The organism is Caulobacter sp. 602-1 (genome assembly GCF_003931565.1).
Classification (GTDB): Bacteria; Pseudomonadota; Alphaproteobacteria; order Caulobacterales; family Caulobacteraceae; genus Caulobacter.
In genome coordinates this window covers 100,465-121,108 of record NZ_RRYI01000010.1, presented here as the reverse complement: position 1 = coordinate 121,108, position 20,644 = coordinate 100,465, and the positions used below count along the sequence as shown (strand labels likewise).

Annotated in this window: 20 protein-coding genes; 7 read left to right on the top strand and 13 right to left on the bottom strand. The window is 69.0% G+C overall.

What is annotated here, in order from left to right; all coding sequences use genetic code 11:
- Nucleotides 1-40: 40 nt before the first annotated feature.
- Complete coding sequence (locus tag EIK80_RS22940; protein WP_125159331.1) at nt 41-1,072, top strand: SGNH/GDSL hydrolase family protein; 1,032 nt, start codon at nt 41-43, stop codon at nt 1,070-1,072.
- On the opposite strand, the gene rnr is transcribed toward EIK80_RS22940, so the two are convergent.
- The 3 genes from rnr to topA form a co-directional block, all read right to left on the bottom strand.
- A complete protein-coding gene (gene rnr, locus EIK80_RS22935) occupies nt 1,069-3,351 on the bottom strand; it encodes a ribonuclease R (RefSeq protein ID WP_125159330.1) in 2,283 nt (760 codons plus the stop codon). The genes EIK80_RS22940 and rnr overlap by 4 nt on opposite strands.
- A gap of 78 nt (nt 3,352-3,429) precedes the next feature.
- The gene (locus EIK80_RS22930; protein WP_125159329.1) at nt 3,430-3,801 is read right to left on the bottom strand and encodes a hypothetical protein; all 372 of its coding nucleotides are present in this window, start codon (nt 3,799-3,801) and stop codon (nt 3,430-3,432) included.
- A gap of 37 nt (nt 3,802-3,838) precedes the next feature.
- On the bottom strand, nt 3,839-6,532 hold the full coding sequence (topA, locus tag EIK80_RS22925; protein ID WP_125159328.1) for a type I DNA topoisomerase: 2,694 nt from the start codon (nt 6,530-6,532) through the stop codon (nt 3,839-3,841).
- Nucleotides 6,533-6,711: 179 nt separating this feature from the next.
- On the opposite strand from topA, the gene EIK80_RS22920 reads away from it, so the two are divergent.
- Nucleotides 6,712-6,882 (top strand): hypothetical protein, encoded by a 171-nt coding sequence (locus EIK80_RS22920; RefSeq protein ID WP_125159373.1) that lies wholly within the window; start codon nt 6,712-6,714, stop codon nt 6,880-6,882.
- Between the two features lie 100 nt (nt 6,883-6,982).
- Complete coding sequence (locus tag EIK80_RS22915) at nt 6,983-7,777, top strand: hypothetical protein (RefSeq protein WP_125159327.1); 795 nt, start codon at nt 6,983-6,985, stop codon at nt 7,775-7,777.
- Nucleotides 7,778-7,785: 8 nt separating this feature from the next.
- Here EIK80_RS22915 and EIK80_RS22910 read toward each other — a convergent pair whose 3' ends face one another.
- From EIK80_RS22910 to EIK80_RS22885, 6 genes are all read right to left on the bottom strand, one after another.
- Complete coding sequence (locus EIK80_RS22910) at nt 7,786-8,979, bottom strand: class I SAM-dependent methyltransferase (RefSeq protein WP_125159326.1); 1,194 nt, start codon at nt 8,977-8,979, stop codon at nt 7,786-7,788.
- A gap of 61 nt (nt 8,980-9,040) precedes the next feature.
- Complete coding sequence (dprA, locus tag EIK80_RS22905; protein WP_125159325.1) at nt 9,041-10,138, bottom strand: DNA-processing protein DprA; 1,098 nt, start codon at nt 10,136-10,138, stop codon at nt 9,041-9,043.
- A complete protein-coding gene (gene plsY, locus EIK80_RS22900) occupies nt 10,135-10,788 on the bottom strand; it encodes a glycerol-3-phosphate 1-O-acyltransferase PlsY (RefSeq protein ID WP_125159324.1) in 654 nt (217 codons plus the stop codon). The genes dprA and plsY overlap by 4 nt, the downstream gene beginning before the upstream one ends.
- Before the next feature lie 103 nt (nt 10,789-10,891).
- Complete coding sequence (locus EIK80_RS22895; protein ID WP_125159323.1) at nt 10,892-11,614, bottom strand: hypothetical protein; 723 nt, start codon at nt 11,612-11,614, stop codon at nt 10,892-10,894.
- A 108-nt stretch (nt 11,615-11,722) separates the two neighbouring features.
- Nucleotides 11,723-13,024: a dihydroorotase gene (gene pyrC / locus EIK80_RS22890; RefSeq protein WP_125159322.1), complete on the bottom strand. Its 1,302-nt coding sequence runs from the start codon at nt 13,022-13,024 to the stop codon at nt 11,723-11,725.
- Nucleotides 13,021-14,016: an aspartate carbamoyltransferase catalytic subunit gene (locus tag EIK80_RS22885; RefSeq protein ID WP_125159321.1), complete on the bottom strand. Its 996-nt coding sequence runs from the start codon at nt 14,014-14,016 to the stop codon at nt 13,021-13,023. Before EIK80_RS22885 ends, pyrC begins: the two co-directional genes overlap by 4 nt.
- A 189-nt stretch (nt 14,017-14,205) precedes the next feature.
- On the opposite strand from EIK80_RS22885, the gene EIK80_RS22880 reads away from it, so the two are divergent.
- Nucleotides 14,206-14,721: a hypothetical protein gene (locus tag EIK80_RS22880; RefSeq protein WP_125159320.1), complete on the top strand. Its 516-nt coding sequence runs from the start codon at nt 14,206-14,208 to the stop codon at nt 14,719-14,721.
- A gap of 72 nt (nt 14,722-14,793) precedes the next feature.
- On the opposite strand, the gene EIK80_RS22875 is transcribed toward EIK80_RS22880, so the two are convergent.
- The 3 genes from EIK80_RS22875 to ruvX form a co-directional block, all read right to left on the bottom strand.
- On the bottom strand, nt 14,794-15,276 hold the full coding sequence (locus EIK80_RS22875; protein ID WP_125159319.1) for a hypothetical protein: 483 nt from the start codon (nt 15,274-15,276) through the stop codon (nt 14,794-14,796).
- A 211-nt stretch (nt 15,277-15,487) separates the two neighbouring features.
- Nucleotides 15,488-15,802, bottom strand: a complete 315-nt coding sequence (locus EIK80_RS22870; RefSeq protein ID WP_125159318.1) for a hypothetical protein — start codon at nt 15,800-15,802, stop codon at nt 15,488-15,490.
- A gap of 94 nt (nt 15,803-15,896) precedes the next feature.
- The gene (gene ruvX, locus EIK80_RS22865; RefSeq protein ID WP_125159317.1) at nt 15,897-16,367 is read right to left on the bottom strand and encodes a Holliday junction resolvase RuvX; all 471 of its coding nucleotides are present in this window, start codon (nt 16,365-16,367) and stop codon (nt 15,897-15,899) included.
- A gap of 95 nt (nt 16,368-16,462) precedes the next feature.
- Here ruvX and gatC point away from each other — a divergent pair, with 95 nt between their 5' ends.
- Together gatC and gatA are read left to right on the top strand one after the other, a co-directional pair.
- The gene (gatC, locus tag EIK80_RS22860; protein WP_125159316.1) at nt 16,463-16,750 is read left to right on the top strand and encodes an Asp-tRNA(Asn)/Glu-tRNA(Gln) amidotransferase subunit GatC; all 288 of its coding nucleotides are present in this window, start codon (nt 16,463-16,465) and stop codon (nt 16,748-16,750) included.
- Complete coding sequence (gene gatA, locus EIK80_RS22855) at nt 16,750-18,222, top strand: Asp-tRNA(Asn)/Glu-tRNA(Gln) amidotransferase subunit GatA (protein WP_125159315.1); 1,473 nt, start codon at nt 16,750-16,752, stop codon at nt 18,220-18,222. The genes gatC and gatA overlap by 1 nt, the downstream gene beginning before the upstream one ends.
- A 62-nt stretch (nt 18,223-18,284) precedes the next feature.
- On the opposite strand, the gene EIK80_RS22850 is transcribed toward gatA, so the two are convergent.
- The gene (locus tag EIK80_RS22850; protein ID WP_125159314.1) at nt 18,285-18,893 is read right to left on the bottom strand and encodes a hypothetical protein; all 609 of its coding nucleotides are present in this window, start codon (nt 18,891-18,893) and stop codon (nt 18,285-18,287) included.
- Between the two features lie 239 nt (nt 18,894-19,132).
- On the opposite strand from EIK80_RS22850, the gene gatB reads away from it, so the two are divergent.
- Nucleotides 19,133-20,632, top strand: a complete 1,500-nt coding sequence (gatB, locus tag EIK80_RS22845) for an Asp-tRNA(Asn)/Glu-tRNA(Gln) amidotransferase subunit GatB (RefSeq protein ID WP_125159313.1) — start codon at nt 19,133-19,135, stop codon at nt 20,630-20,632.
- Nucleotides 20,633-20,644 lie beyond the last annotated feature (12 nt).

Below are 20,644 nucleotides of genomic sequence, written 5' to 3'. Positions count from 1 at the left end.
GGGGTTTGACGCGGCGCGCATCCCGCTTGAGAAGGGGGTCATGCGCTTGCTGACTCTCGCCGCCATCCTGTGTCTGGCCATCCCCGTCCTTTCTCAAAAGGCCTGGGCCCAGACCGCGCTCCCGCTGAATATCGGCGGCCGCGTCGCGCCGGCGGCGGGCGGGGCCTACGACTTCGGCTGGCCGGGGGTCTATTTCGAGGGACGGTTCAACGGTCCGTCCGTCGAGGTGGTGGTCGACACCGGCGCCGAGCATCTGGCCGTCAGCATCGACGGCGCGCGCAAGGCCGAGCTGACCAAGGCCGGCGAACTTCACCTGCTGCTCGACCGTCTGGGGCCCGGCGAGCATGTCGTGCGCCTCGACAAGCTGACCGAAAGCCAGACGGGTTCGGCGCGGTTCGAGGGCTTCTTCGTCGGGCCGAAGGAAGCGGCGCTGCCCGCGCCGACGCGTCCGCGTCGGATCGAGTTCATCGGCGACTCCTACACGGTCGGCTACGGCGTTCGCTCGGCCAGCCGCGACTGCACCGAGAGCCAGGTCCACGACCTGACCGACACCAGCCTGGCCTTCGGGCCGATCCTCGCGGGACGGCTGGACGCCGACTACCGGATCGAAGCCTTCTCGGGGCGTGGCGTGGTGCGTAACTACAATGGTTTAGCGCCCGGCCAGCCGCTGACCGTGCTCCTGCCGCGCGTGATCCCCGGGCAGGCCGAACCGCATGTGGCGGCGGACGATCCGTGGACGCCGGACATCCTGGTCATCGGCCTGGGCACGAACGACTTCTCGACATCGCTGCATCCGGGCGAAGCCTGGGCCGACGAGGCGGCGCTACGCAAAGACTATCGCGAGACCTACGTGACCTTCGTCCAGGGCCTGAAAGCCAGCCGGCCCGCCGCGCGGGTGTTCCTGATCGCCGGCGACACCTTCGTCGAGGACGTCGCCGAGGTGGCCGACCGCACCGGCGCCAAGGCGGTGCGGATCACCGGCATGGACCGCGGGGCGTGCCACGGTCACCCGTCGGTCGCGGATCAGAAGATGATGGCGGATCGGCTGGAGGCGGCGATCCGCGCCAACTAGCGCCGCTTTCCCCGTCGCACGCCCTTCGGCAGTCCGCCGCGCGGCTTGACCGCCGCCTGGCGCCGGGCGCCCAACCGCGGACGCGGCGCCTTCGGATCGGGGGCCAGCGGCTCGCTGATCATTTCGAACAGCAGCCCGCCCGTCACCGGCGTGGCCTCGACCAGCTTGACCTCGACGCCCATGCCCAGCGGCCAGCGCTTGCCGGTCCGCTCGCCGACCAGGGCGTGCATCCTGTCGTCGTGGACGAAGAACTCCGCGCCCAGGGTCGAGACGGGCACGAGGCCGTCGGCCCCGGTGTCGGCCAGCTTGATGAACAGGCCAAAGCGCGTGACGCCGGTGATCCGCCCCTCGAACGTCGCGCCGACCCGGTCGGCCAGGAAGGCGGCGATGTAGCGGTCGGTGGCGTCGCGCTCGGCGGCCATGGCGCGCCGCTCGGCGTGGGTGATGACCTCGGCCGTGTCCTTGATCTGGGCGATGTCCTGGTCCGTGAGGCCATCGTCGCCCAGGCCCAGGGCCCGGATCAGCCCCCGGTGGACGATCAGGTCGGCATAGCGGCGGATCGGGCTGGTGAAGTGTGCGTACTTGGCCAGGTTCAGGCCGAAGTGGCCGATATTGTCGGCGCTGTAGTGGGCCTGCATCTGGGTGCGCAGGACCACTTCGTTGATGATCGCCGCGTTGGGGCTCTCGCGGGTCTCCTCCAGCAGCTTGTTAAACCGTGAGGTCTGCGGCGCCTGGCCCTTGTCCCAGCGGATCTCCAGCGTTTGCAGGAAGTCGGCGAGGTTCTGCACCTTCTCCAGGCTGGGCGTGTCGTGCACCCGATAGATCAGCGGCGAGCGCTTGGCCTCCAGGCTCTCGGCGGCGCAGACATTGGCCTGCACCATCATCTCCTCGATCAGCTTGTGGGCTTCCAGGCTGGCGCGCTTGGTGATCGAGGTGATCTCGCCCTCGCGGATGATGATCCGGCGCTCGTCGCTCTCGATGGCCAGAGGCGAGCGGGCGTCGCGGCCGATCTTCATCGTCCGGTAGGCTTCCCAAAGGGGCTGGAGGATCGGCTCCAGCAGCGGGCCGGTCTTGTCGTCCGTCTGGCCGTCGATGGCCGCCTGAGCCTGCTCGTAGCTGAGCTTGGCGGCCGACCGCATCAGGCCGCGCACGAACTTGTGGCCCTTCTTGCGACCCGACTTGTCGAACACCATCCGCACGGCCAGGGTCGCGCGGTTCTCGCCCTCGCGCAGGGAGCAGAGGCCGTTCGACAGGGTCTCGGGCAGCATCGGCTCGACCCGGTCGGGGAAGTAGACGCTGTTGCCTTTCTCGCGGGCGTCGCGGTCCAGGGCCGAGCCAGGACGCACGTAAGCGGCGACATCGGCGATGGCCACCCAGACGACCCAGCCGCCCTTGTTGGTCTCGTCCTCGTCGGGATGGGCGTAGACGGCGTCGTCGTGATCGCGGGCGTCCACCGGGTCGATGGTCACGAACGGCAGCTTCCGCAGGTCCTCGCGGCCGGCCAGGGTCGGCTCGACGGCGGCCTTGGCCTCGCGTTCGGCCTCCTCGGAGAAGCCGGTCGGGATGCCGTGGCTGTGGATGGCGATCAGCGAGGCGGCGCGGGGATCGTTCTCGGTCCCGACCACCTCCAGCACCTTGCCGGGCTTGGGGCCGTAGCGGCCGCCATGCGTGCCGACCTGGGCGATCACCAGATCGCCGTCCTTCAGGTCGTGGGCGACGCTGGGATCCAGGATCAGGCTTTCCTTGGACTTGCGATCGACCGGCTCGACGCGGATCTCCTTGCGGTGCTTGCGGATGACGCCGAGAATCTTGTGAGCGCTCTGGCCCAGCTTCTTGATCAGCTTGGCCTCGAATTCGCCGGTCTCCAGCCGTTCGAAACGGACTAGCAGGCGGTCGCCCAGCCCCGGCGCGCCGGCCGCGGCCTCGCCCTTGGTCGGCGCCAGACGGACATTGGGCACGTCGTCGTCGGACTTGGTCAGCTTCACATACAGCTCGCCGTCGCCGTCGCGCTCGACCACGTCGGCCACGCCCACGGGGGGCAGGGAGCCGGCTTCGGCGAAGCCCTTGCGGCCGCGCTTGGCCAGCGCGCCCTGGGCTTCCAGCTCGCGGATCATCTCGCGCAGGGCTCGGCGGTCGGCGCCCTTGAGGCCGAAGTGGCGGGCGATGTCGGCCTTGCCGGTCTCACCGGCGTCGCGCAGGAACGCCAGCAGCGTCTCGCGGTCCGGCAGACCGGCGGGCGGCTTGGGCTTGAAGGTCTTGGTCGGGCGAAGTTTGGCCATGTCTTGCCTTAACCCGTTCGAGGGGCGGCGGGCGAGATTTTCTTCTCCTCCCCCATGAAGGGGGAGGAGAGGCGAACCCTAGTACAGATCCTCGATCGACTTCGGCGGCGCGGGCTCGACCGGCTTGGGCGCGGCGGGGGCCGTCGCGGCGGGCGTCGCCGCCGGCGCGGGCGGAGTCTCGATCACGGGCGGGGCTTCCTGCTCCACGGTCTGGACCTCGACGGCCTTGGGCTTGGGCTTCTCGACCGGCGGCGGCTCGTAGGCGAGGGCGGGGGCGGCGTCCTTGACGGGCACGCCCGAGACCTCGGCCAGCGGCTGCTTGGAGGTCTCCGGTCCGCCGCGGTCGATTTTCATGGCGTTGGTCAGGCCCATGGCGAAGCCGCCCACGCAGCACAGGATCAGCGCGGACACCACGACATGCAGCGGCAGGGGACGTTCCAGCGTCGTCATGCTCGAAACCTACTCCCCTCCCGATCCTCTGAACAGACTAGGCTTCGTCGTCCCAGGGGGCGGCGCCGTCCTCGGTGGTCGCCGCGGCCTTGGCTTTCGGCGCGGCCTTTTTCGCCGCCGGCTTCTTGGCCGCCGGCTTCTTCGCGGCGGTCTTCTTGGCCGGAGCGTCGCCTTCCGCCTTCGCGGCGGCCTTCTTCGGGGCCGCCTTCTTCGCCGGCTTCTTGCCGCCGCCCTTGGCGGCGCGCTCGGCGATCAGGGCCACGGCCTCGTCCATGGTGATGGACGCCGGATCCTTGCCCTTGGGCACGTTGGCGTTGGTGTCGCCGTGCTTGATGTAGGGACCGAAGCGGCCGGACAGCACCCGGACCGGCTTGCCGTCCTCGGGGTGGTTGCCGATCTCGGCCAGGGCGGTGGCGGCGCCGCGCTGCGGACGTCCGCCGCCGGCGCGCTTGTCGGCCAGGATGGCGACGGCGCGGTTCAGGCCGACGTCGAACACCTCTTCGGGGTTCTCCAGATTGGCGTAGGTGCCGTCGTGCAGCACGAACGGCCCGAAGCGCCCCAGGCCCGCCGTGATGACCTTGCCGTCATCCGGGTGCTTGCCCACCTCGCGCGGCAGGGAGAGCAGACGCAGGGCCTTCTCCAGGTCCATGGCCGAGGCGATCCAGCCCTTGGGCAGGGACGAGCGCTTGGGCTTTTCGCCGCTGTCGGCGGCGGCCAGTTCCTCGACATAGGGACCAAAGCGGCCGTTCTTCAGCCACACGGCCAGGCCGGTCGCGGGATTGAGGCCCAGTTCCTTGTCGGCGCTCTCGGCCTCGCCTTCGCCTTCCGACACGCCCAGCTGGCGGGTGTAGCGGCACTCCGGATAGTTGGAGCAGCCAATGAAGGCCCCGAACTTGCCGGTCTTCAGGGACAGCTGGCCGACATTGCAGGTCGGGCACAGGCGCGGGTTGGAACCATCGCCCTTGTCCGGGAAGATGTGCGGGCCCAGGGCCTCGTTCAGCGCATCGAGCACATTGGTCGTGCGCAGCTCGGCGATCTCGCCGACGGCGGCGTGGAAGTCCTTCCAGAAGTCGCGGAGGAACTGCTTCCAGTCCAGCTTGCCGTCCGACACCAGATCGAGCTGCTCTTCGAGCGCGGCGGTGAAGTCGTATTCCACGTAGCGCTTGAAGAACTGCTCCAGGAACGCCGTGACCAGGCGGCCCTTGTCCTCGGGGACGAAGCGCTGCTTGTCCATCTTCACGTATTCGCGGTCGCGCAGCACGGTCAGGACCGAGGCGTAGGTCGACGGACGGCCGATCCCCAGCTCTTCCATCTTCTTGACCAGGCTGGCTTCCGAATAGCGCGGCGGCGGTTCGGTGAAGTGCTGGTCGGCGCGGGCCTCGATGACCTTGGCGCTGGCGCCTTCCTCGATCATCGGCAGGCGGGCGGAGTCTTCGTCGCCCTCGTCGTCGCGGCCTTCCTCGTAGACGGCCAGGTAGCCGGGGAAGAGCACGACCTGACCGGTGGCGCGCAGGCCGGTCTGGCCATCGGCGCTTTCCAGGTCGACCGTGGTGCGCTCGATACGGGCGCTTTCCATCTGAGAAGCGATCATCCGCTTCCAGATCAGCTCGTAGAGGCGGCCCAGGTCAGGCTCCAGGCGCAGCGAGCCCGGGTTGCGGTTCAGGCTGGTCGGTCGGATGGCTTCGTGGGCCTCCTGCGCGTTCTTGGCCTTGGCCTTGTAGTAGCGCGGAGTCTCCGGGACGTACTTGTCGCCATAGACGTTGCCGATCACGCTGCGCGCCTCGGCGATGCCTTCCGGTTCGACCGACACCCCGTCGGTCCGCATGTAGGTGATGAGGCCTACGGTCTCGCCGCCGATGTCGATGCCTTCATACAGCTTCTGGGCGGCCTGCATGGTGCGCTGAGCGGAAAAGCCCAGCTTGCGGGCGGCTTCCTGCTGCAGGGTCGAGGTGGTGAAGGGCGGGGCGGGCGAGCGCTTGCCGGGCTTCTTCTCGACGGCGGCGACCTTGAACGTCGCGGCCTGGACGGCGGCCTTGGCGGCAAGGGCCGAGGTCTCATTGCCCAGGTCGAACTTGGTGAGCTTCTTGCCCTCGTGCTTGACCAGGCGGGCCAGGAACGGATCGGCGCCGGCCGAGACGTCGGCGTCGACGGTCCAGTATTCCTGGGTCTTGAAGCGCTCGATCTCCAGCTCGCGGTCGACGATCAGGCGCAGGCAGACCGACTGTACGCGGCCGGCCGAGCGCGAACCGGGGAGCTTTCGCCACAGCACCGGCGAGAGGGTGAAGCCGACCAGGTAGTCCAGGGCGCGGCGGGCCAGATAGGCCTCGACCAGCTCCATGTCGACGTCGCGCGGATTGGCCATGGCCTCCAGCACGGACGTCTTGGTGATGGCGTTGAAGGTGACGCGCTGGACGGACTTGTCCTTCAGCGCCTTCTTCTTGTTCAGCACTTCCAGGACGTGCCAGCTGATCGCTTCCCCTTCGCGATCAGGGTCGGTGGCCAGAATCAGGCGGTCGGCCTTCTTCAGGGCGTCGACGATGTCGCTGACCCGCTTGGAGGCCTTGGCGTCGACCTCCCAGCTCATGGCGAAGTCGTTGTCCGGCTCGACCGAACCGTCCTTCGATGGCAGGTCGCGGATGTGACCGTAGGAAGCGAGAACCGTGTAGTCGGACCCGAGGTACTTGTTGATGGTCTTGGCCTTGGCCGGGCTCTCGACGACGACGACGTTCATTCTGACTCTTGTTCAGGAAAGGGGATCGCCCGGAAGGCGAGCGCCGGGAAAGTGGGGGCTTCACCCTGGGTCTGTCAACGGAAGGACCCAGAAACAGTGAGGCTTGGGCGTCTGGTAGGCGCTTGTTAAGGCCATTGCACGAGAATGCGATGGCTAGTTTCACGACTGCATTGAGCCCGATGGACATGACCGTCAATCGGATCGCCACCGAGGCCTACGTCTCGCCGATCCGTCCGATCAAGCCCGTGACCTCGAACGCCGAACGCGCGGAGATCGCCGATCGGCTGAAGGAAGCCGTGCGCGCCGCCCCGGCCGCCGGGACGGGGCTGCTGGTCGACCTGTCGGTCTGAACCGCCCTCCAAGCTTGACCAATCGCCACGTTCCTGACGCGGGGACGTGATTTTTCCGGAGGTCTGGGCCGGCGCTTCGGCCCGTGGCTCGGCGGACTGGATGGCGCACTGGAGACGACGGGGGGGCAAGGGCGTCGCCCTGGTCGTGAGCATAGGCGCGCACGTCGGGGCCCTGGCGGTCCTGTTCGCCACGCACATCACGCCGCCGCTGCCTGAGCCGCCGTCGGTGATGGTGACGCTGGTCGATCCGCTGCCTCCGCCTCCGCCGCCGCCACCCCCTCCGCCGCCGCCAGCGCCGCACGAGGCGCCAAAGTCGCCGGTGAAGGCGCCGGCCAAGCCGCCCTCGCCGGAAAAGGCCAAGGCGGCGCCCAAGGCCGCGCCACGCTCACCCTTGCGGGTGTCCAAGCTTCCGCCGCCCAAGGCCGTGACGCCGCTTCCCGCCAGCCGCAACCCCGGTCCGAGCCCGGTGATGGGCCTTGGCGAATCCGAGCTGATGGGCGCGGCGACGGCCGGTTCGGGCAGCGGCGGAGGCGGCGGCGGCGCGGGATGCGACATGGTCCGGCTGCTGCAGGAGGGCCTGCGCAAGAATCCCCGGGCCCGCGCCTCGCTGATGCGGGCCCATGGCGCGACGGTCGGGGCGGGACGCGCGCCGCTGGTGTGGAACGGCGACTGGGCGCGAGTCTCCGGCGAGGAGGGCGATGGCCTGGCCGGCCTGCGCGAGATGATCATGATGGAGGTCGCCTTCGCCCCCGCGGCCTGCCGGGCCGAACCGATGCGGGGCCTCGTCCTGATCTCCCTGAACGACGGCCCGGGCGGCGCCCGGTTCGCTCTGGGCGGCGGCCACTGGCGATGGTCGGACCTGCTGTTCGCCAAGGGCGCGCGCAGAGGCGGATAAGGGAGCGACTACAGCCGCTCGAGCAGGTAGAGGCAGCCCACGGTGACGGCCGTCGTCTCCCGGCGCAGCGGTATTTCCTGGCGCTCGACGATCCGGAAGCCGGGGGCGCTGGCGGCTTGGACATAGTCGTCGCCGTGGGCGTAGCGCGCCGTGGGCAGGAGGCTCCACCCGGTCTCGCCCCGTTCGGTGCTGATGGCCAGCAGGCCGCCGGGGGCGAGGGCCTTGGCGGCGGCGGTGAACAGCGGAACCAAATCGCCGAAATAGATCACGACGTCTGCGGCGACGATCAGGTCGAAGCCGCCGGGATGGCGCTCGAGAAATGCGACGGCTTCTTCCTGGACCAGATGATCGTAGCCGCCGCGCTCGGCGGCCTTGGCCAGCATGGCGGACGAGAGGTCGACCCCGGTCAGCTCGGCGCCGAAGCGTTCGAGAGACGGCGCGGCCAGGCCCGTGCCGCAGCCCAGGTCGAGGATCCGCTCGAACCGCGCGCGCCGGCTCGCGATGAGGTCGGCCAGCAGCGCCGGCGCGCGGTAGTCCAGCATCTCGACCAACTGGCGGTCGAACCGCTCGGCGAAGTCGTCGAACAGCGCCTCGACATAGGCCGGCGGCGCCCGGTCGATGCTGGGGTCGACCAGGACGCGAAGCTCGTGGGCGCGGATCTTGTCGTCCGGATCGCGCGCCTCCAGCCAGGCGCCGAGCGCCCGGGCCGCGTCGAGGCGGTCGAAGGCCACCAGGACGCCGAAGCCCTCCCGCGCGACAGTCCCCAGATCTTCCGCCAGCGGACCCGCGATCCGGGCGTAGAGGTCCAGGGCCGTTTCGGCCGGCGATTGGTCGAGGGCGGCATAGGCGGCGGCGCGGGCCCAGGTCAGGCGCGGGCCCTCCGGCAGGGCCTCGATCGCCTCGGCAGCGGCGAAGGTCTCGGCGGCGCGGGTGAAGGCCCCGGTCAGGAACAGGGCGTGGGCCAGGCACTGAAGGCGGACCGGTTCAGCGTCCGGCGCCTGGGCCGCCAGCGCCAGCGGCTCGACGGCCTCCGGGAAGCGCCTGGCGATCATCAGGTTCAGGCCCAGGCCGAACAGGGCCTCGTCGTGGCCGGGGCTCATCACGAGGACGGCGCGAAAGGCCGCCTCGGCGTCGTCCAGCCGGCCCTCGCCGCTGGCCGCGACGGCCATGGCGAACATGTGGTCAACAGCCTGGATGTCCATCGGTGTTCCTGATCGTCGCGTGCGCGCGACTCGGACGAGTTCGCGCGATGGTCGACGAAGGTTACACACCAGCCACCAGTCCGCCGTCCAGCAGCTCGGCCCGGCCGGCCAGACTCAATTCCACCAATGCCGCCATCACCGCCGAGGCGGGCGCGGCCGCGGCGCGAACCAGATCGTCGCGCGAGATCGGCGTGGGCGAGAGCAGGGCGGCGACGCGCTCGCGCAAGGCGTCGTGGTCGATCTCCAGGTCCGGCTGGGCCTCGTAGCCGCGCTCGCGCTCGCGCAGATGGGTCTGGCCCGACAGCGAGCGCAGCACGTCCTCTGCGCCTTCGCACAGGATCGCGCCCTGACGGATCAGGTCGTTCGTGCCCTTCGAGCGCGGGTCCAGCGGCGAACCTGGCACCGCGAAGACATCGCGGCCCTGTTCGGCGGCCAAGCGGGCGGTGATCAGCGAACCGGACTTCAGCTCGGCCTCGACCACAACGACCCCCAGGGACAGGCCAGAAATGATCCGGTTGCGGCGCGGGAAGTCCTTGGCCTGGGCGCGGCGGTCGGGCGCGCTCTCGGAGACGATGCAGCCCTCGGCGGCCAGGCGCGCGTGCAGCTTGTCGTGCTCGGGCGGATAGACATCGCCGACCCCGCCGCCCAGCACGGCCACGGCGCCGGTGGCCAGCGAGCCCTCGTGCGCCGCGCCGTCGATGCCGCGCGCCATGCCCGAGACGACGACATAGCCGGCGGTCCCCAGGTCCGTGGCCAGCTGGCGGGCGAAGCGCTGGCCGGCGGCCGAGGCGATGCGGGCCCCGACAATGGCCAGGCAGGGCTCGGAGAGAAGTTCGGCGCGCCCCAGCGTCCAGATCACCGGCGGTGGCGGATCCAGCGCGGCCAGGCGCGGCGGGAAGTCCGGCTCGCAGCCGCAGATCAGGCGCGCGCCGAGCTTCTCGCCGGCCTCCAGCTCTCGTTCGATGGCCTCGCGCGGCGGCAGGGCCAGCGGGACGGCGCGACCGCCGCGGCGGGAGAGGTCGGGCAGGGCCGACAGCGCCCGCTCGGGCGTGCCGTAGCGGGCGATCAGATGTTCGAAGGCGACGGGGCCGACGGTCTCGGTGCGCGCCAGGCGCAGCCAGGCGAAGCGCTGGATGTCCGAGAGCCGGCCTGGTGTCACGGCGCGTCGATAACGGGCGGCGGGGCCTCGTCCTTCTTCTGGCCGATCTTGGGCTCCTGGCCCTTCAGCAGGCGGGCGATGTTCTCGCGGTGGCGGATGAAGATCAGCACGGCCATGAACAGGCACAGGACCATGATCGGGTAGGGCTGGTCGAAGGCCAGGGCGAACGGCGCGGCCAGCACGGCGGCGACCAGGGCGGCCAGCGAGCTGATGCGCAGCAGGAAGGCCACGGCCAGCCAGGTCGCGCCGGCGGCGATCCCCACCGGCCAGGCGGCCGACAGCAGCACGCCGTAGAAGGTGGCCACCCCCTTGCCGCCCTTGAACTTCAGCCAGACGGGGAACAGGTGGCCCAGGAAGGCCGCGCCGCCGGCCAGGGCGATCACCGCCGCATTGCCGTGGGTCAGGTAGCGCGCCAGCAGCACGGCGACGACGCCCTTGCCGGCGTCGCCCAGCAGGGTGATGGCCGCCAGGTCCTTGCGGCCCGAACGCAGCACGTTGGTCGCGCCGATATTACCCGAACCGATCTGGCGGATGTCCCCGGCCCCGCCCAGCCGCGTGGCGATCAGCCCGAAGGGGATCGACCCCAGCAGGTAGCCGCCGACGATGGTGATGGCGAGCGTCAGATAGGTGGCGGCGGCGAGATCTTGCACGTTTCGACCCTAGGGCGAGTTGCGCGCGAATTCAACCGCTGCGCAAGCGAGAGTTGTGGGGCACAGGTGTAGTGCAGACTCGGAGCTGGGGCAAAACCGGCGGTCAGCCGCCTTGCACCAGAGCCAGCAGCGTTTGGCCAAGCGGCGAGAAAGCCAGCGGCGCGACCAGCACGTTGCTGAGGACGATCGCGGCCAGACCCCAGGCGTAGGCGGGGTGAACGCGCTTGCGGGTCACGAGGTCGGCGACAGGGCCGGCCAGGCCGAACAGCAGGATGACGCCAAACATCACCAATGGCGCGGCCTCGCCGAATGACGGCATCGGCAGCAAACGGCCCAGGCCAGGGCCGAGTATGGTGATGGTCGCGCACAGCATCAGGCGCTTGTGCCATTCGGCCTTGCGCCGCAGGGCGACGCCGCCCGCGATCAGTCCGGCGAAGGCCAGGATGCCCAGCAAGTTCAGGAACAGGAAGATGGGGGGCGGGAAGAACGGAGGGATCCTGCCGTAGCGGATCGCGAAAACCGTCGCGACCAAGGCCATGATCGCCATCAGTCCCGCCAGCCCGGCTCCCGCCATGCCCACCTGCCGGTGCAGCTTCAGCGATCCGCGCGCGATGAAAGCGGGTTGGGCCACGAACAACAGAACCCAGCAGGTCGAGATCGCGCCGTGGACATGGAGCAGCAGCGGCAGGCCCGGCGGAGCGAAGTCGCCTGGCACCGTCGTGGAGAAGCCGCCAACGAACACGGCGGCCATCAGCAGCGACATGATCAGGTAGAACCGGCGGCCGACACTGGCTGCGGGCCGACGGCTCATCTCCATCGCGGTCATCTGGTTTCCCCCCGGATACGCGTGCGGGGAGAATGCTGGAGACCCGGTCTTTTAACAATGGGAGACCGGCGATATTTGAAACCGGCTCCGCGACCGCCGCCTAAGGCGTCAGCCCTCCGCCCGGTGCGCCACGCGTCCGTCCACGACCGTCATCAGCACCTGGCCCTGCAGCCTGCGTCCGTCGAACGGCGAGTTCTTGGACTTCGACAGCAGGCGTGCGGCGTCGACGATGATCGGAGCGTCGATGTCGCACAGCACGAGGTCGGCCGGAGCCCCCGGGGCGATCCTCCCGCCGCGCAGGCCCAGCAGCTCGGCCGGGGCCAGGGTGACGGCGCGGATCAGGTCGACGAGGGCGATGCGCTCGTCGTGATACAGCGACAGCAGGGCCGGCAGCAGGGTCTCAAGACCCACCGCGCCCGGCGCGGCCTCGTCGAACGGCAGGCGCTTGTCCTCAGCCGGGGCGGGGCTGTGCGACGAGACGACGATATCGATCAGGCCCGAGGCAAGGGCCTCGATCAGCGCCTGGCGATCGTCCTCGCCGCGCAGGGGCGGGTTCAGCTTGGCGAAAGTGCGGTAGTCGCCGATGTCCAGTTCGTTGAAGGACAGATGGTTGATCGACACCGAGGCGCTGATCCGCAGGCCCTTTTTCTTGGCGCGCTGAAGCGTCTCCAACGCCTGGGCCGAGGTGATCTGGTCGACCAACAGCCGGCCGCCGGTGGCTTCCAGCAGGGCGACGTCGCGCTCCAGCATGATCCGCTCGGCCATCGGCGAGATGGACGGCAGGCCCATGCGGCCGGCGAATTCGCCGCCGATCGCCGCGCCGCCCTTGGCCAGCCAGGGGTCCATCGGACGGTGGGCCAGCAGGGTGTCGAAGCCCTTGGCGTAGGTCAGGACGCGCTGCATGACCTTGCTGTCGACGATCGGCTTGCCCGCGTCGGTGATGTAGACGCAGCCGGCCTCGCGCATCAGGCCGATCTCGGCCATCTGCTCGCCGTGCAGGCCCTTGGTCGCCGCGCCGGCCACCAGGATGCGGGCGCTGTCGATATCGCGGGCCCGGCGCAGGATGAAGTCGACGACGCTGGGATCGTCGATGGCCGGGGCCGTGTCGGGCTGGACGACCATCGAGGTGACGCCGCCGGCCGCCGCGGCCTTCGCCGCCGAAGCCAGGGTTTCCTTGGTCTCGGCCCCGGGCTCGCCGGTGCGGACGCGCAGGTCGATCAGGCCGGGGGCCAGAAGCGCCCCGCCGCAGTCGATGACCCGCACGGCCTTTGAGAGTTTCCCGAACTCGCGGCCCTTGGCGACGTCGGCGATGACGCCTTCTGAGACGATGACGCCGCCGGGGCCGTCATAGCCGCTTTCCGGGTCGACCAGACGAGCGTTGACGAGGGCGATGGGCTGGGCGGACGTCATTGCTTCGCCTCCAGACGGGCCGAAAGGCTGGTCAGCACCGCCATCCGGGCGGCGACGCCCATCTCGACCTGGTCCTGGATCAGGCTGACGGCCGGATCGTCGGCGACGTCCGAGTCGATCTCGACGCCTCGGTTCATGGGGCCGGGGTGCATGACCTTGGCTCCGGGGGCGGCGCGGGAGAGCTTTTCGCGATCAAGGCCGTAGAACCGGAAGTACTCGCGGGTCGAGGGCACGAAGGCGCCCTGCATCCGCTCCAGCTGCAGGCGCAGCATCATGACGACGTCGGCGCCGGCCAGGCCGGACTTCATGTCGTGGTGGACGGTGACCCCCCAGCGCTCGGCCTGAGCCGGCATCAGGGTGGGCGGGCCGACCAGGCGCACGCTGGCGCCCAGGGTGTGCAGCAGGGAGACGTTCGAGCGCGCCACGCGGCTGTGCAGCACGTCGCCGCAGATCGCCACGGTCAGGCCCGAGACGCGGCCGAACGCGCGGCGGATCGACAGGGCGTCCAGCAGGGCCTGGGTCGGATGCTCGTGCTGGCCGTCGCCGGCGTTGACCACGTGGCCGCTGACCTTCTGGCTTAGCAGGCTGGCCGCGCCCGACGAGGCGTGGCGGATGACCAGGAGGTCGGGCCGCATGGCGTTCAGGGTGACCGCGGTGTCGATCAGGGTCTCGCCCTTGGCCACCGACGAGGTCTTGGGGTTCATGTTGACGACGTCGGCGCCCAGCCGCTTGCCCGCCAGTTCGAACGAGCTCTGGGTGCGGGTGCTGTTCTCGAAGAACAGGTTCATCAGCGTCCGGCCGCGCAGCAGATCCAGGCTCTTGGACGTCTGGCGGTTGAAGGCGACGAAGGCGTCGGCCAGGTCCAGCAGATCCGTCGCCTGGGGGGCGTTCAGGTCCCCGGCGGACAGGAAATGGCGTTTGGGAAAGGCAAAGACGCGGGCGCGGATCGCATCGATGGCCGCGCGGGCGGGATCATGGGCTGGTGCCTTCATGAGCTCGCCTCATAGGCGGCTTTGGAGGGGAAGGGAAGCGCGGCGGACGCCGCCGCCGAAGCTGTCCTCAGGAATATTCACGAAGTTTGACATCTCGAGCGCGCTTCCGGGACGCTTGCGCTTGTTGCCGGACGGCTAAGGTGGGTACTCTGGCCGCATGCGTTTCGCACAGGCTCCGCGGGGGTGGCCATGCTGTTCCTCTTGATCGCCTTGCTGCAGACCGCCGAGCCGTCGTCCCAGGAGACGAAGGCGACGCTGCAGTCGTGCGAGACGACCGAGAAGGGCTGGGTCTGCCACTATCAGATCCCGCAGGCCACCATCGTGCGCCCGCTGGATCCCGCGCCGCCTGGAGTCATGGTCGCGCCGTCGCTGGCCATGCCGACCGATCCCGCGCCGCAACCGCCTCGACAGCCGCCGCAGGCGCCGGTCGCCGCGCCGATCGACAACCGCGCCGAGGCCGCGCGCCAGACGCGCCTGATCGCTCGCTGCGCCGACGCCAAGTGGTACTCGCCGTGCCTGCCGGGCGAGCGCAAGGAAGCCCAGATCCTGCGTGAAGCCGCGCTCAACGCCGCGACGCTGCGGAGCCATGTCACGAGCCTGCTCAGCGAGAAGCGTTGCGACGACGCGGTGAAGACCGCGCTGGAAGGCGGCGACCTGACCCTGGCGCGTGAAGCCCGCGAGTTCTGCGCGGTCCCGCAACACTAAGATCGCTCCAAACGAAAAGAGGCGGGAGGCTTGTGGCCTCCCGCCTCGAATTCTTTCGGCTGGTCCCGAGCCTTAGTGGCGCGTCGGGGCCGGCTCGCAGCGCACGCCGTCGGCGCAGCCCGTGAAGTGGATTTCCGGCGCCTCGACCGTGACGGCCGACGGGCGGACGAAGACTTCCGGACGGTGCAGATAGATCTGGGGCGCGGCCACGCGAACCGGCGGCGCGTCCACATAGACCGGCGGCCCCTGGATATCGATGCGGCCCGACGGCACGACGACCGGCTCGCCGATGACGCGGACGCCCGGCGCGGCGACGGTGATGTCGCCATAGCCCGAGGTCGGGCCGTAGAAGACCACGGCGCGCGTGCAGAGGCAGTCGATGCTGGTCGGACCCGACGGCGGGGGCGGCGGGGGCGGATAGCTTTGCGGCGGCGGAGCGGGCGCATAGCGCGGAACCGGTCGCGGCGCATAGTTGCGTCCGTCGGCCATCGCCGAGCTGACCGACAAACCGGCGACGGCGAACGCCATCAGCCCCATCAAGACCTTTTTAGTCATCCGAGCCCCTCGTTGCCCTCAACCCAGGTATACATCGCCCCGGAGCGAACCAGGGGTTCGATCCGGGGCGCGACCTTAACCATATTCAAAAGCAGAACAATGTTGTCGCGGTTTTTCCCCAAGGAAGGGAGTTCCCCGCTCCCCGAAACGAGGAAAACTCGCGTCTAGGGATGTTATGGACCTCGCCAGCGCAAGTCGCGGCTGAATGCGGTTAGTGATCGCGTCTGGCGGGAAGGCGGCCGTCGCAGGAAATGACCTGCCACACGAAGCTGGCCTCGCGAATCTTCCGCTGCTTGGTGACGGGGCGATAAGCCTGCGGGGCCGGGCGCTGCTGGTCCGCTTCCTGGTCGACATAGCTCTCGTACTGAGCGGGCCGGTAGACCTTCTCGTAGCATTTGCCCGGTTCGGGATTGGGCGGGCAGTCGTCGCCCGCGCCCGCGAGGCTCCCGCCGGCCGTCAGGGTGACGAGCAGGACGGCGCTTGCCGTGGCGGCGTGTCTCGACCTGCCGAACCTCCTGGCCTTCATGACCGTCCCCGTCCGCGAATGAGCCAAGCTTATCCATACGGGCCGGAGTCCAAAAAGCCCGGATATTCTGGCGCCAGGCGAAAAAAGGGCGCGGCTAGAGGCTCCGCAGCCGTTCCAGCGCGCCCTGCAGGATCCAGCCGGCCGCCATCTTGTCGACGACCTCGTCGCGGCGCTTGCGCGAGACGTCGTGCTCGTCGATCAGCACCCGGGTCACGGCCGCTGTCGACAGGCGCTCGTCCCAGAAGGTGATCGGCAGGTCGGGCTTGAGGCGCAGCAGGTTGCGACCCAGGGCGCGGTTGGACTGGCAACGCACGCCTTCGGTGCCGTCCATGTTCATCGGCAGACCGATGACGACGCCGACCGCGCCGCGGCTGTCCATCAGCTTGAACAGCTGCTCGGCGTCCTTGCTGAATTTGGTCTTCTCGATCAGCGCCATGGGGCTGGCGACCGTGCGGGTGACGTCCGAAACGGCTACGCCAATGGTCTTCTCGCCGGGGTCCAGGCCGACGACGGCGGCGTACTGGGGGAGGGCGGCGGCGAAGTCTTCGATGTCGAGAACGGGCATGGCGCTTCATAACAGGCGCCGACGCGCTTGAAACCTCGTCTTGAAACCTGGGGCGGGGACCGCTAACCCACGCGTTCGAATTTCAGGAGATCTCCATGGCCATTGACGCCGCGACCGTGCGGAAGGTCGCCCGGCTCGCCCGCATCGCCGAACCCGAAGAGCGCATCGAGGCCCTGGCCCAGGAGCTCAACGGCATCATGGCGTGGATCGAGCAGCTGGCCGAGGTCGACACCGACGGCGCCGAGCCGTTGACCAGCGTCGTGGCGGCCGGTCTGCCGATGCGCGAGGACGTCGTCACCATGGGCGGCGATCCGGCCCGCGTGACCAGCAACGCGCCCAAGTCCGTGAACAACTTCTTCGTCGTGCCGAAAGTGGTCGAATAATGAGCGCCCTCACGAAGCTGACCCTGAAGGGCGCCCTGGACGGCCTGCAAAAGGGCGAGTTCACCTCGGTCGAACTGACCAAGGCCCACATCGAGGCCGTCGAAGCCGCGCGCGGCCTGAACGCCTATATTCTGGAGACCCCGGAAAAGGCCCTGGACATGGCCGCCAAGTCCGACGCGCGCCGCGCGCTGGGCGAGGCCGGTCCGCTGGAAGGCGCGCCGCTGGGGGTCAAGGACCTGTTCTGCACCGAAGGCGTGCGGACCACGGCCTGCTCGAAGATCCTCGAGAATTTCATCCCGACCTACGAGTCGACCGTCACCAGCCAGCTGTGGCGCGACGGGGCGGTGATGCTGGGCAAGCTGAACCTCGACCAGTTCGCCATGGGCTCGTCGAACGAGACCAGCTATTTCGGTCCGGTGACCAATCCCTGGCGCGCCCAGGGTTCGAACAAGGCCCTGACCCCGGGCGGTTCGTCGGGTGGTTCGGCCGCGGCCGTCGCCGCTGATCTGTGCCTGGGCGCCACGGCCACCGACACCGGCGGTTCGATCCGTCAGCCGGCCGCCTTCACCGGCACCGTGGGCATCAAGCCGACCTACGGCCGCTGCTCGCGCTGGGGTGTGGTGGCCTTCGCCAGTTCGCTGGATCAGGCCGGCCCGATCGCCAAGACCGTCGAGGACGCGGCCCTGCTGCTGACCTCGATGGCCGGCCATGATCCCAAGGACTCGACCAGCCTCGACGTCGCCACGCCCGACTTCACCCAGTTCGTGGGCAAGTCGGTGAAGGGCCTGCGCATCGGCATTCCCAAGGAATACCGGGTCGACAACATGCCCGCCGAGATCGAGAAGCTCTGGCAGGACGGCATCGCCTGGCTGAAGGAGGCTGGCTGCGAGATCGTCGACATCAGCCTGCCGCACACCAAGTACGCCCTGCCGGCCTACTACATCGTGGCCCCGGCCGAGGCGTCGTCGAACCTGGCCCGCTACGACGGCATGCGTTACGGCCTGCGCGAGGACGGCGCCAACCTGACCGAGATCTACGAGAACACCCGCGCGTCGGGCTTCGGCGACGAGGTTAAGCGCCGCATCCTGATCGGCACCTATGTGCTGAGCGCCGGCTATTACGACGCCTACTACCTGAAGGCCCTGAAGGTGCGCCGCCGCATCGCCGAGGACTTCGACAACGCCTGGACCAAGGTCGACGCGATCCTTACCCCGACCGCGCCCTCGGCGGCGTTCGGTCTGGGCGAGAACAGCAACGACCCGATCGCCATGTACCTGAACGACGTCTTCACGGTGACGACCAACCTGGCGGGTCTGCCGGGCCTGTCCCTGCCGGCCGGCCTCGACGCCAACGGCCTGCCGCTGGGGCTGCAGATCATCGGCAAGCCGCTCGACGAGGCCACGGTGTTCTCGGTCGCGGGAGCGGTCGAGAAGGCCGCCGGGTTCTCGGCGAAAGCCGAGAAATGGTGGTGATCTAAGGAAAAGGGCGGCTCCGGCGGAGCCGCCCTTCTTCGTTCAGCCGTGTGGTGACCGGCCTACTGAGGGATGGTCGCCTCGGGCTGCGGCGTCGGTTGCGCCGCCGCGGGCGCGGGGATCACCAGCGGAGCCGGTTCGGCGATCGGGGCGCTGACGGTCGGCGGCGCGGCCGGAACCGTGGCGCTGACGTTGGTCGCGGCCGTCGAGACGTCCGGCGCGCTGGTTTCGACCGGCGCGGCGCGGCGGGCGGCCGTTCGGGCCGGAGCCGTGGCGCGTGGCGTCGAGCGGGCGACCGGAGCCGGGGCGGGGATCTCGTTGGCGGCCAGTTCGGTCGGCTGCGGGATCGGCGACGGCGTGGCCGCGGCGCTGGCGGGAACCGGCGTCGTGCCGACCGGGGGCTGGCTCTCGGCCGTGGCGGTCTTCAGCGACTGCGGATCGGTCGGCGCTTCGCCGCGATTGGCGCTCATGCCCCAGATCAGGGCGCCGGCCGCGACGGCCAGCACGGGGACGCCGATCAGAAGGGGCAGGTTGCCGGACGCCTTCTTCTTCGGCGAGCGAGCATAGACCGGCTGGCTGGGAAACAACGCCGAAGCATTCGGATCCGACGTGACGACCGGTTCCGGAGCATCGAAGTTAAGAGCTGGGCGAGTGATGCGGGCGGTGGGCATTTCTACCTCCGTGAGTGAGCTGTTCGAGAAAATGAACGGTGCGATAACTCGACGGTTCCCTTGCCCCGCAATGGCGCCGGATTTGACTCAATCCGGCCTTATTCAGTGACGTCGAAAACGAACGGTTCCGCTTCATTCAAACAACTTCAAGACCTTGCGGGGCTTGGATTGCATAAGATGCTGGCGACATGCGTCCGAAAGCTTTTCCGGCCCGGCTCGCTTGATGTAGAGAAACGGCCATGACGCAAGATTCCAAAACGATCCAAGGCCGCACCGGCCCCTGGGAAATCGTCCTCGGCCTCGAGGTCCACGCCCAGGTGGCCAGCAAGTCCAAGCTGTTCTCCGGCGCCGCCGTCGGCTTCGGCGCGGGGCCGAACGAGCAGGTCAGCCTCGTGGACGCGGCCATGCCGGGCATGCTGCCGGTCCTGAACCGGTTCTGCGTCGAGCAGGCGGTGAAGACGGGGCTGGGCCTGAAGGCGCAGATCAATCTGAAGAGCCGCTTCGACCGGAAGAACTACTTCTATCCGGATCTGCCGCAGGGCTATCAGATCAGCCAGTTCGATCAGCCGATCGTCGGCGAGGGCGTGGTGACGGTCGAGCGCGACGACGGCACGACCTTCGACGTCCGTATCGAGCGCCTGCACCTGGAACAGGACGCGGGCAAGTCGCTGCACGACCAGGATCCGAACGCGACCTATGTCGACCTGAATCGCGCGGGCACGGCGCTGATGGAGATCGTCTCCAAGCCCGACATGCGCACCTCGGAAGAGGCCGCCGCCTACGTCAAGAAGTTGCGGACGATCCTGGTCTATCTGGGCACCTGCGACGGCGACATGGAGAAGGGCAACCTGCGCGCCGACGTCAACGTCTCGGTCTGCCGCCCCGGCGACTACGAGAAGTTCCGCGAGACCGGCAGCTTCAAGCATCTGGGCACGCGCTGCGAGATCAAGAACGTCAACAGCTACCGCTACATCCAGCAGGCCATCGAGTACGAGGCCCGTCGCCAGATCGAGATCCTGGAGGACGGCGGCGTGATCGACCAGGAGACTCGCCTGTTCGACCCGACCAAGCTCGAGACCCGCTCGATGCGGTCGAAGGAAGAGGCGCACGACTATCGCTACTTCCCCGATCCGGACCTGCTGCCGCTGGTTCTGGACGCGGCCTGGGTGAAGCAGATCGAGGAGACCCTGCCCGAGCTGCCGGACGCCAAGAAGGCGCGCCTGCAGAGCCAGTATGGTCTCTCGGCCTATGACGCCGGCGTGCTGATCATCGAGAGCGACCGCGCCGACTACTTCGAGGCCGCCGCCAAGGGGCGCGACGCCAAGCTCGTGGCCAACTGGGTGACCAATGAACTGCTGGCCAAGCTGTCGGCCGGCGGCCACGAGATCGCCAATTCGCCCCTGCCGTCGTCGGACATCGCCCAGTTGGTCGAGCTGATCGAGAACGGTACGATCTCGTCGAAGATCGCCAAGGAGGTCTTCGAGCACATGTGGGCCGGCGAGGGCCGTCCCGCCGAGATCGTCGAGAAGCGCGGCCTGGTGCAGATCAACGACACCGGCGCCATCGAGAAGGCCATCGACGACCTGATCGCCGGCAATCCCGACAAGGCCGAGGCCGTGAAGGACAAGCCGCAGGCCCTGGGCTGGTTCGTCGGCCAGGTCATGAAGGCGACCGGCGGCAAGGCCAACCCGGGCACGGTCAACGCGTTGCTGCGCCAGAAGCTCGGCGTCGCCGAATAGGCGCTCCTACGG

Coding starts and splice junctions, on each gene's coding strand:
- EIK80_RS22920 (WP_125159373.1), top strand. CDS start 6,712: ATGGACATGACCGTCAATCGGATCGCCACCGAGGCCTACGTCTCGCCG.
- EIK80_RS22850 (WP_125159314.1), bottom strand. CDS start 18,893: ATGCCCACCGCCCGCATCACTCGCCCAGCTCTTAACTTCGATGCTCCG.
- gatA (WP_125159315.1), top strand. CDS start 16,750: ATGAGCGCCCTCACGAAGCTGACCCTGAAGGGCGCCCTGGACGGCCTG.
- EIK80_RS22910 (WP_125159326.1), bottom strand. CDS start 8,979: ATGGACATCCAGGCTGTTGACCACATGTTCGCCATGGCCGTCGCGGCC.
- topA (WP_125159328.1), bottom strand. CDS start 6,532: ATGAACGTCGTCGTCGTCGAGAGCCCGGCCAAGGCCAAGACCATCAAC.
- EIK80_RS22930 (WP_125159329.1), bottom strand. CDS start 3,801: ATGACGACGCTGGAACGTCCCCTGCCGCTGCATGTCGTGGTGTCCGCG.
- EIK80_RS22915 (WP_125159327.1), top strand. CDS start 6,983: ATGGCGCACTGGAGACGACGGGGGGGCAAGGGCGTCGCCCTGGTCGTG.
- EIK80_RS22895 (WP_125159323.1), bottom strand. CDS start 11,614: ATGACCGCGATGGAGATGAGCCGTCGGCCCGCAGCCAGTGTCGGCCGC.
- EIK80_RS22870 (WP_125159318.1), bottom strand. CDS start 15,802: ATGAAGGCCAGGAGGTTCGGCAGGTCGAGACACGCCGCCACGGCAAGC.
- EIK80_RS22875 (WP_125159319.1), bottom strand. CDS start 15,276: ATGACTAAAAAGGTCTTGATGGGGCTGATGGCGTTCGCCGTCGCCGGT.
- rnr (WP_125159330.1), bottom strand. CDS start 3,351: ATGGCCAAACTTCGCCCGACCAAGACCTTCAAGCCCAAGCCGCCCGCC.
- EIK80_RS22940 (WP_125159331.1), top strand. CDS start 41: ATGCGCTTGCTGACTCTCGCCGCCATCCTGTGTCTGGCCATCCCCGTC.
- EIK80_RS22880 (WP_125159320.1), top strand. CDS start 14,206: ATGCTGTTCCTCTTGATCGCCTTGCTGCAGACCGCCGAGCCGTCGTCC.
- pyrC (WP_125159322.1), bottom strand. CDS start 13,024: ATGACGTCCGCCCAGCCCATCGCCCTCGTCAACGCTCGTCTGGTCGAC.
- gatC (WP_125159316.1), top strand. CDS start 16,463: ATGGCCATTGACGCCGCGACCGTGCGGAAGGTCGCCCGGCTCGCCCGC.
- ruvX (WP_125159317.1), bottom strand. CDS start 16,367: ATGCCCGTTCTCGACATCGAAGACTTCGCCGCCGCCCTCCCCCAGTAC.
- gatB (WP_125159313.1), top strand. CDS start 19,133: ATGACGCAAGATTCCAAAACGATCCAAGGCCGCACCGGCCCCTGGGAA.
- EIK80_RS22885 (WP_125159321.1), bottom strand. CDS start 14,016: ATGAAGGCACCAGCCCATGATCCCGCCCGCGCGGCCATCGATGCGATC.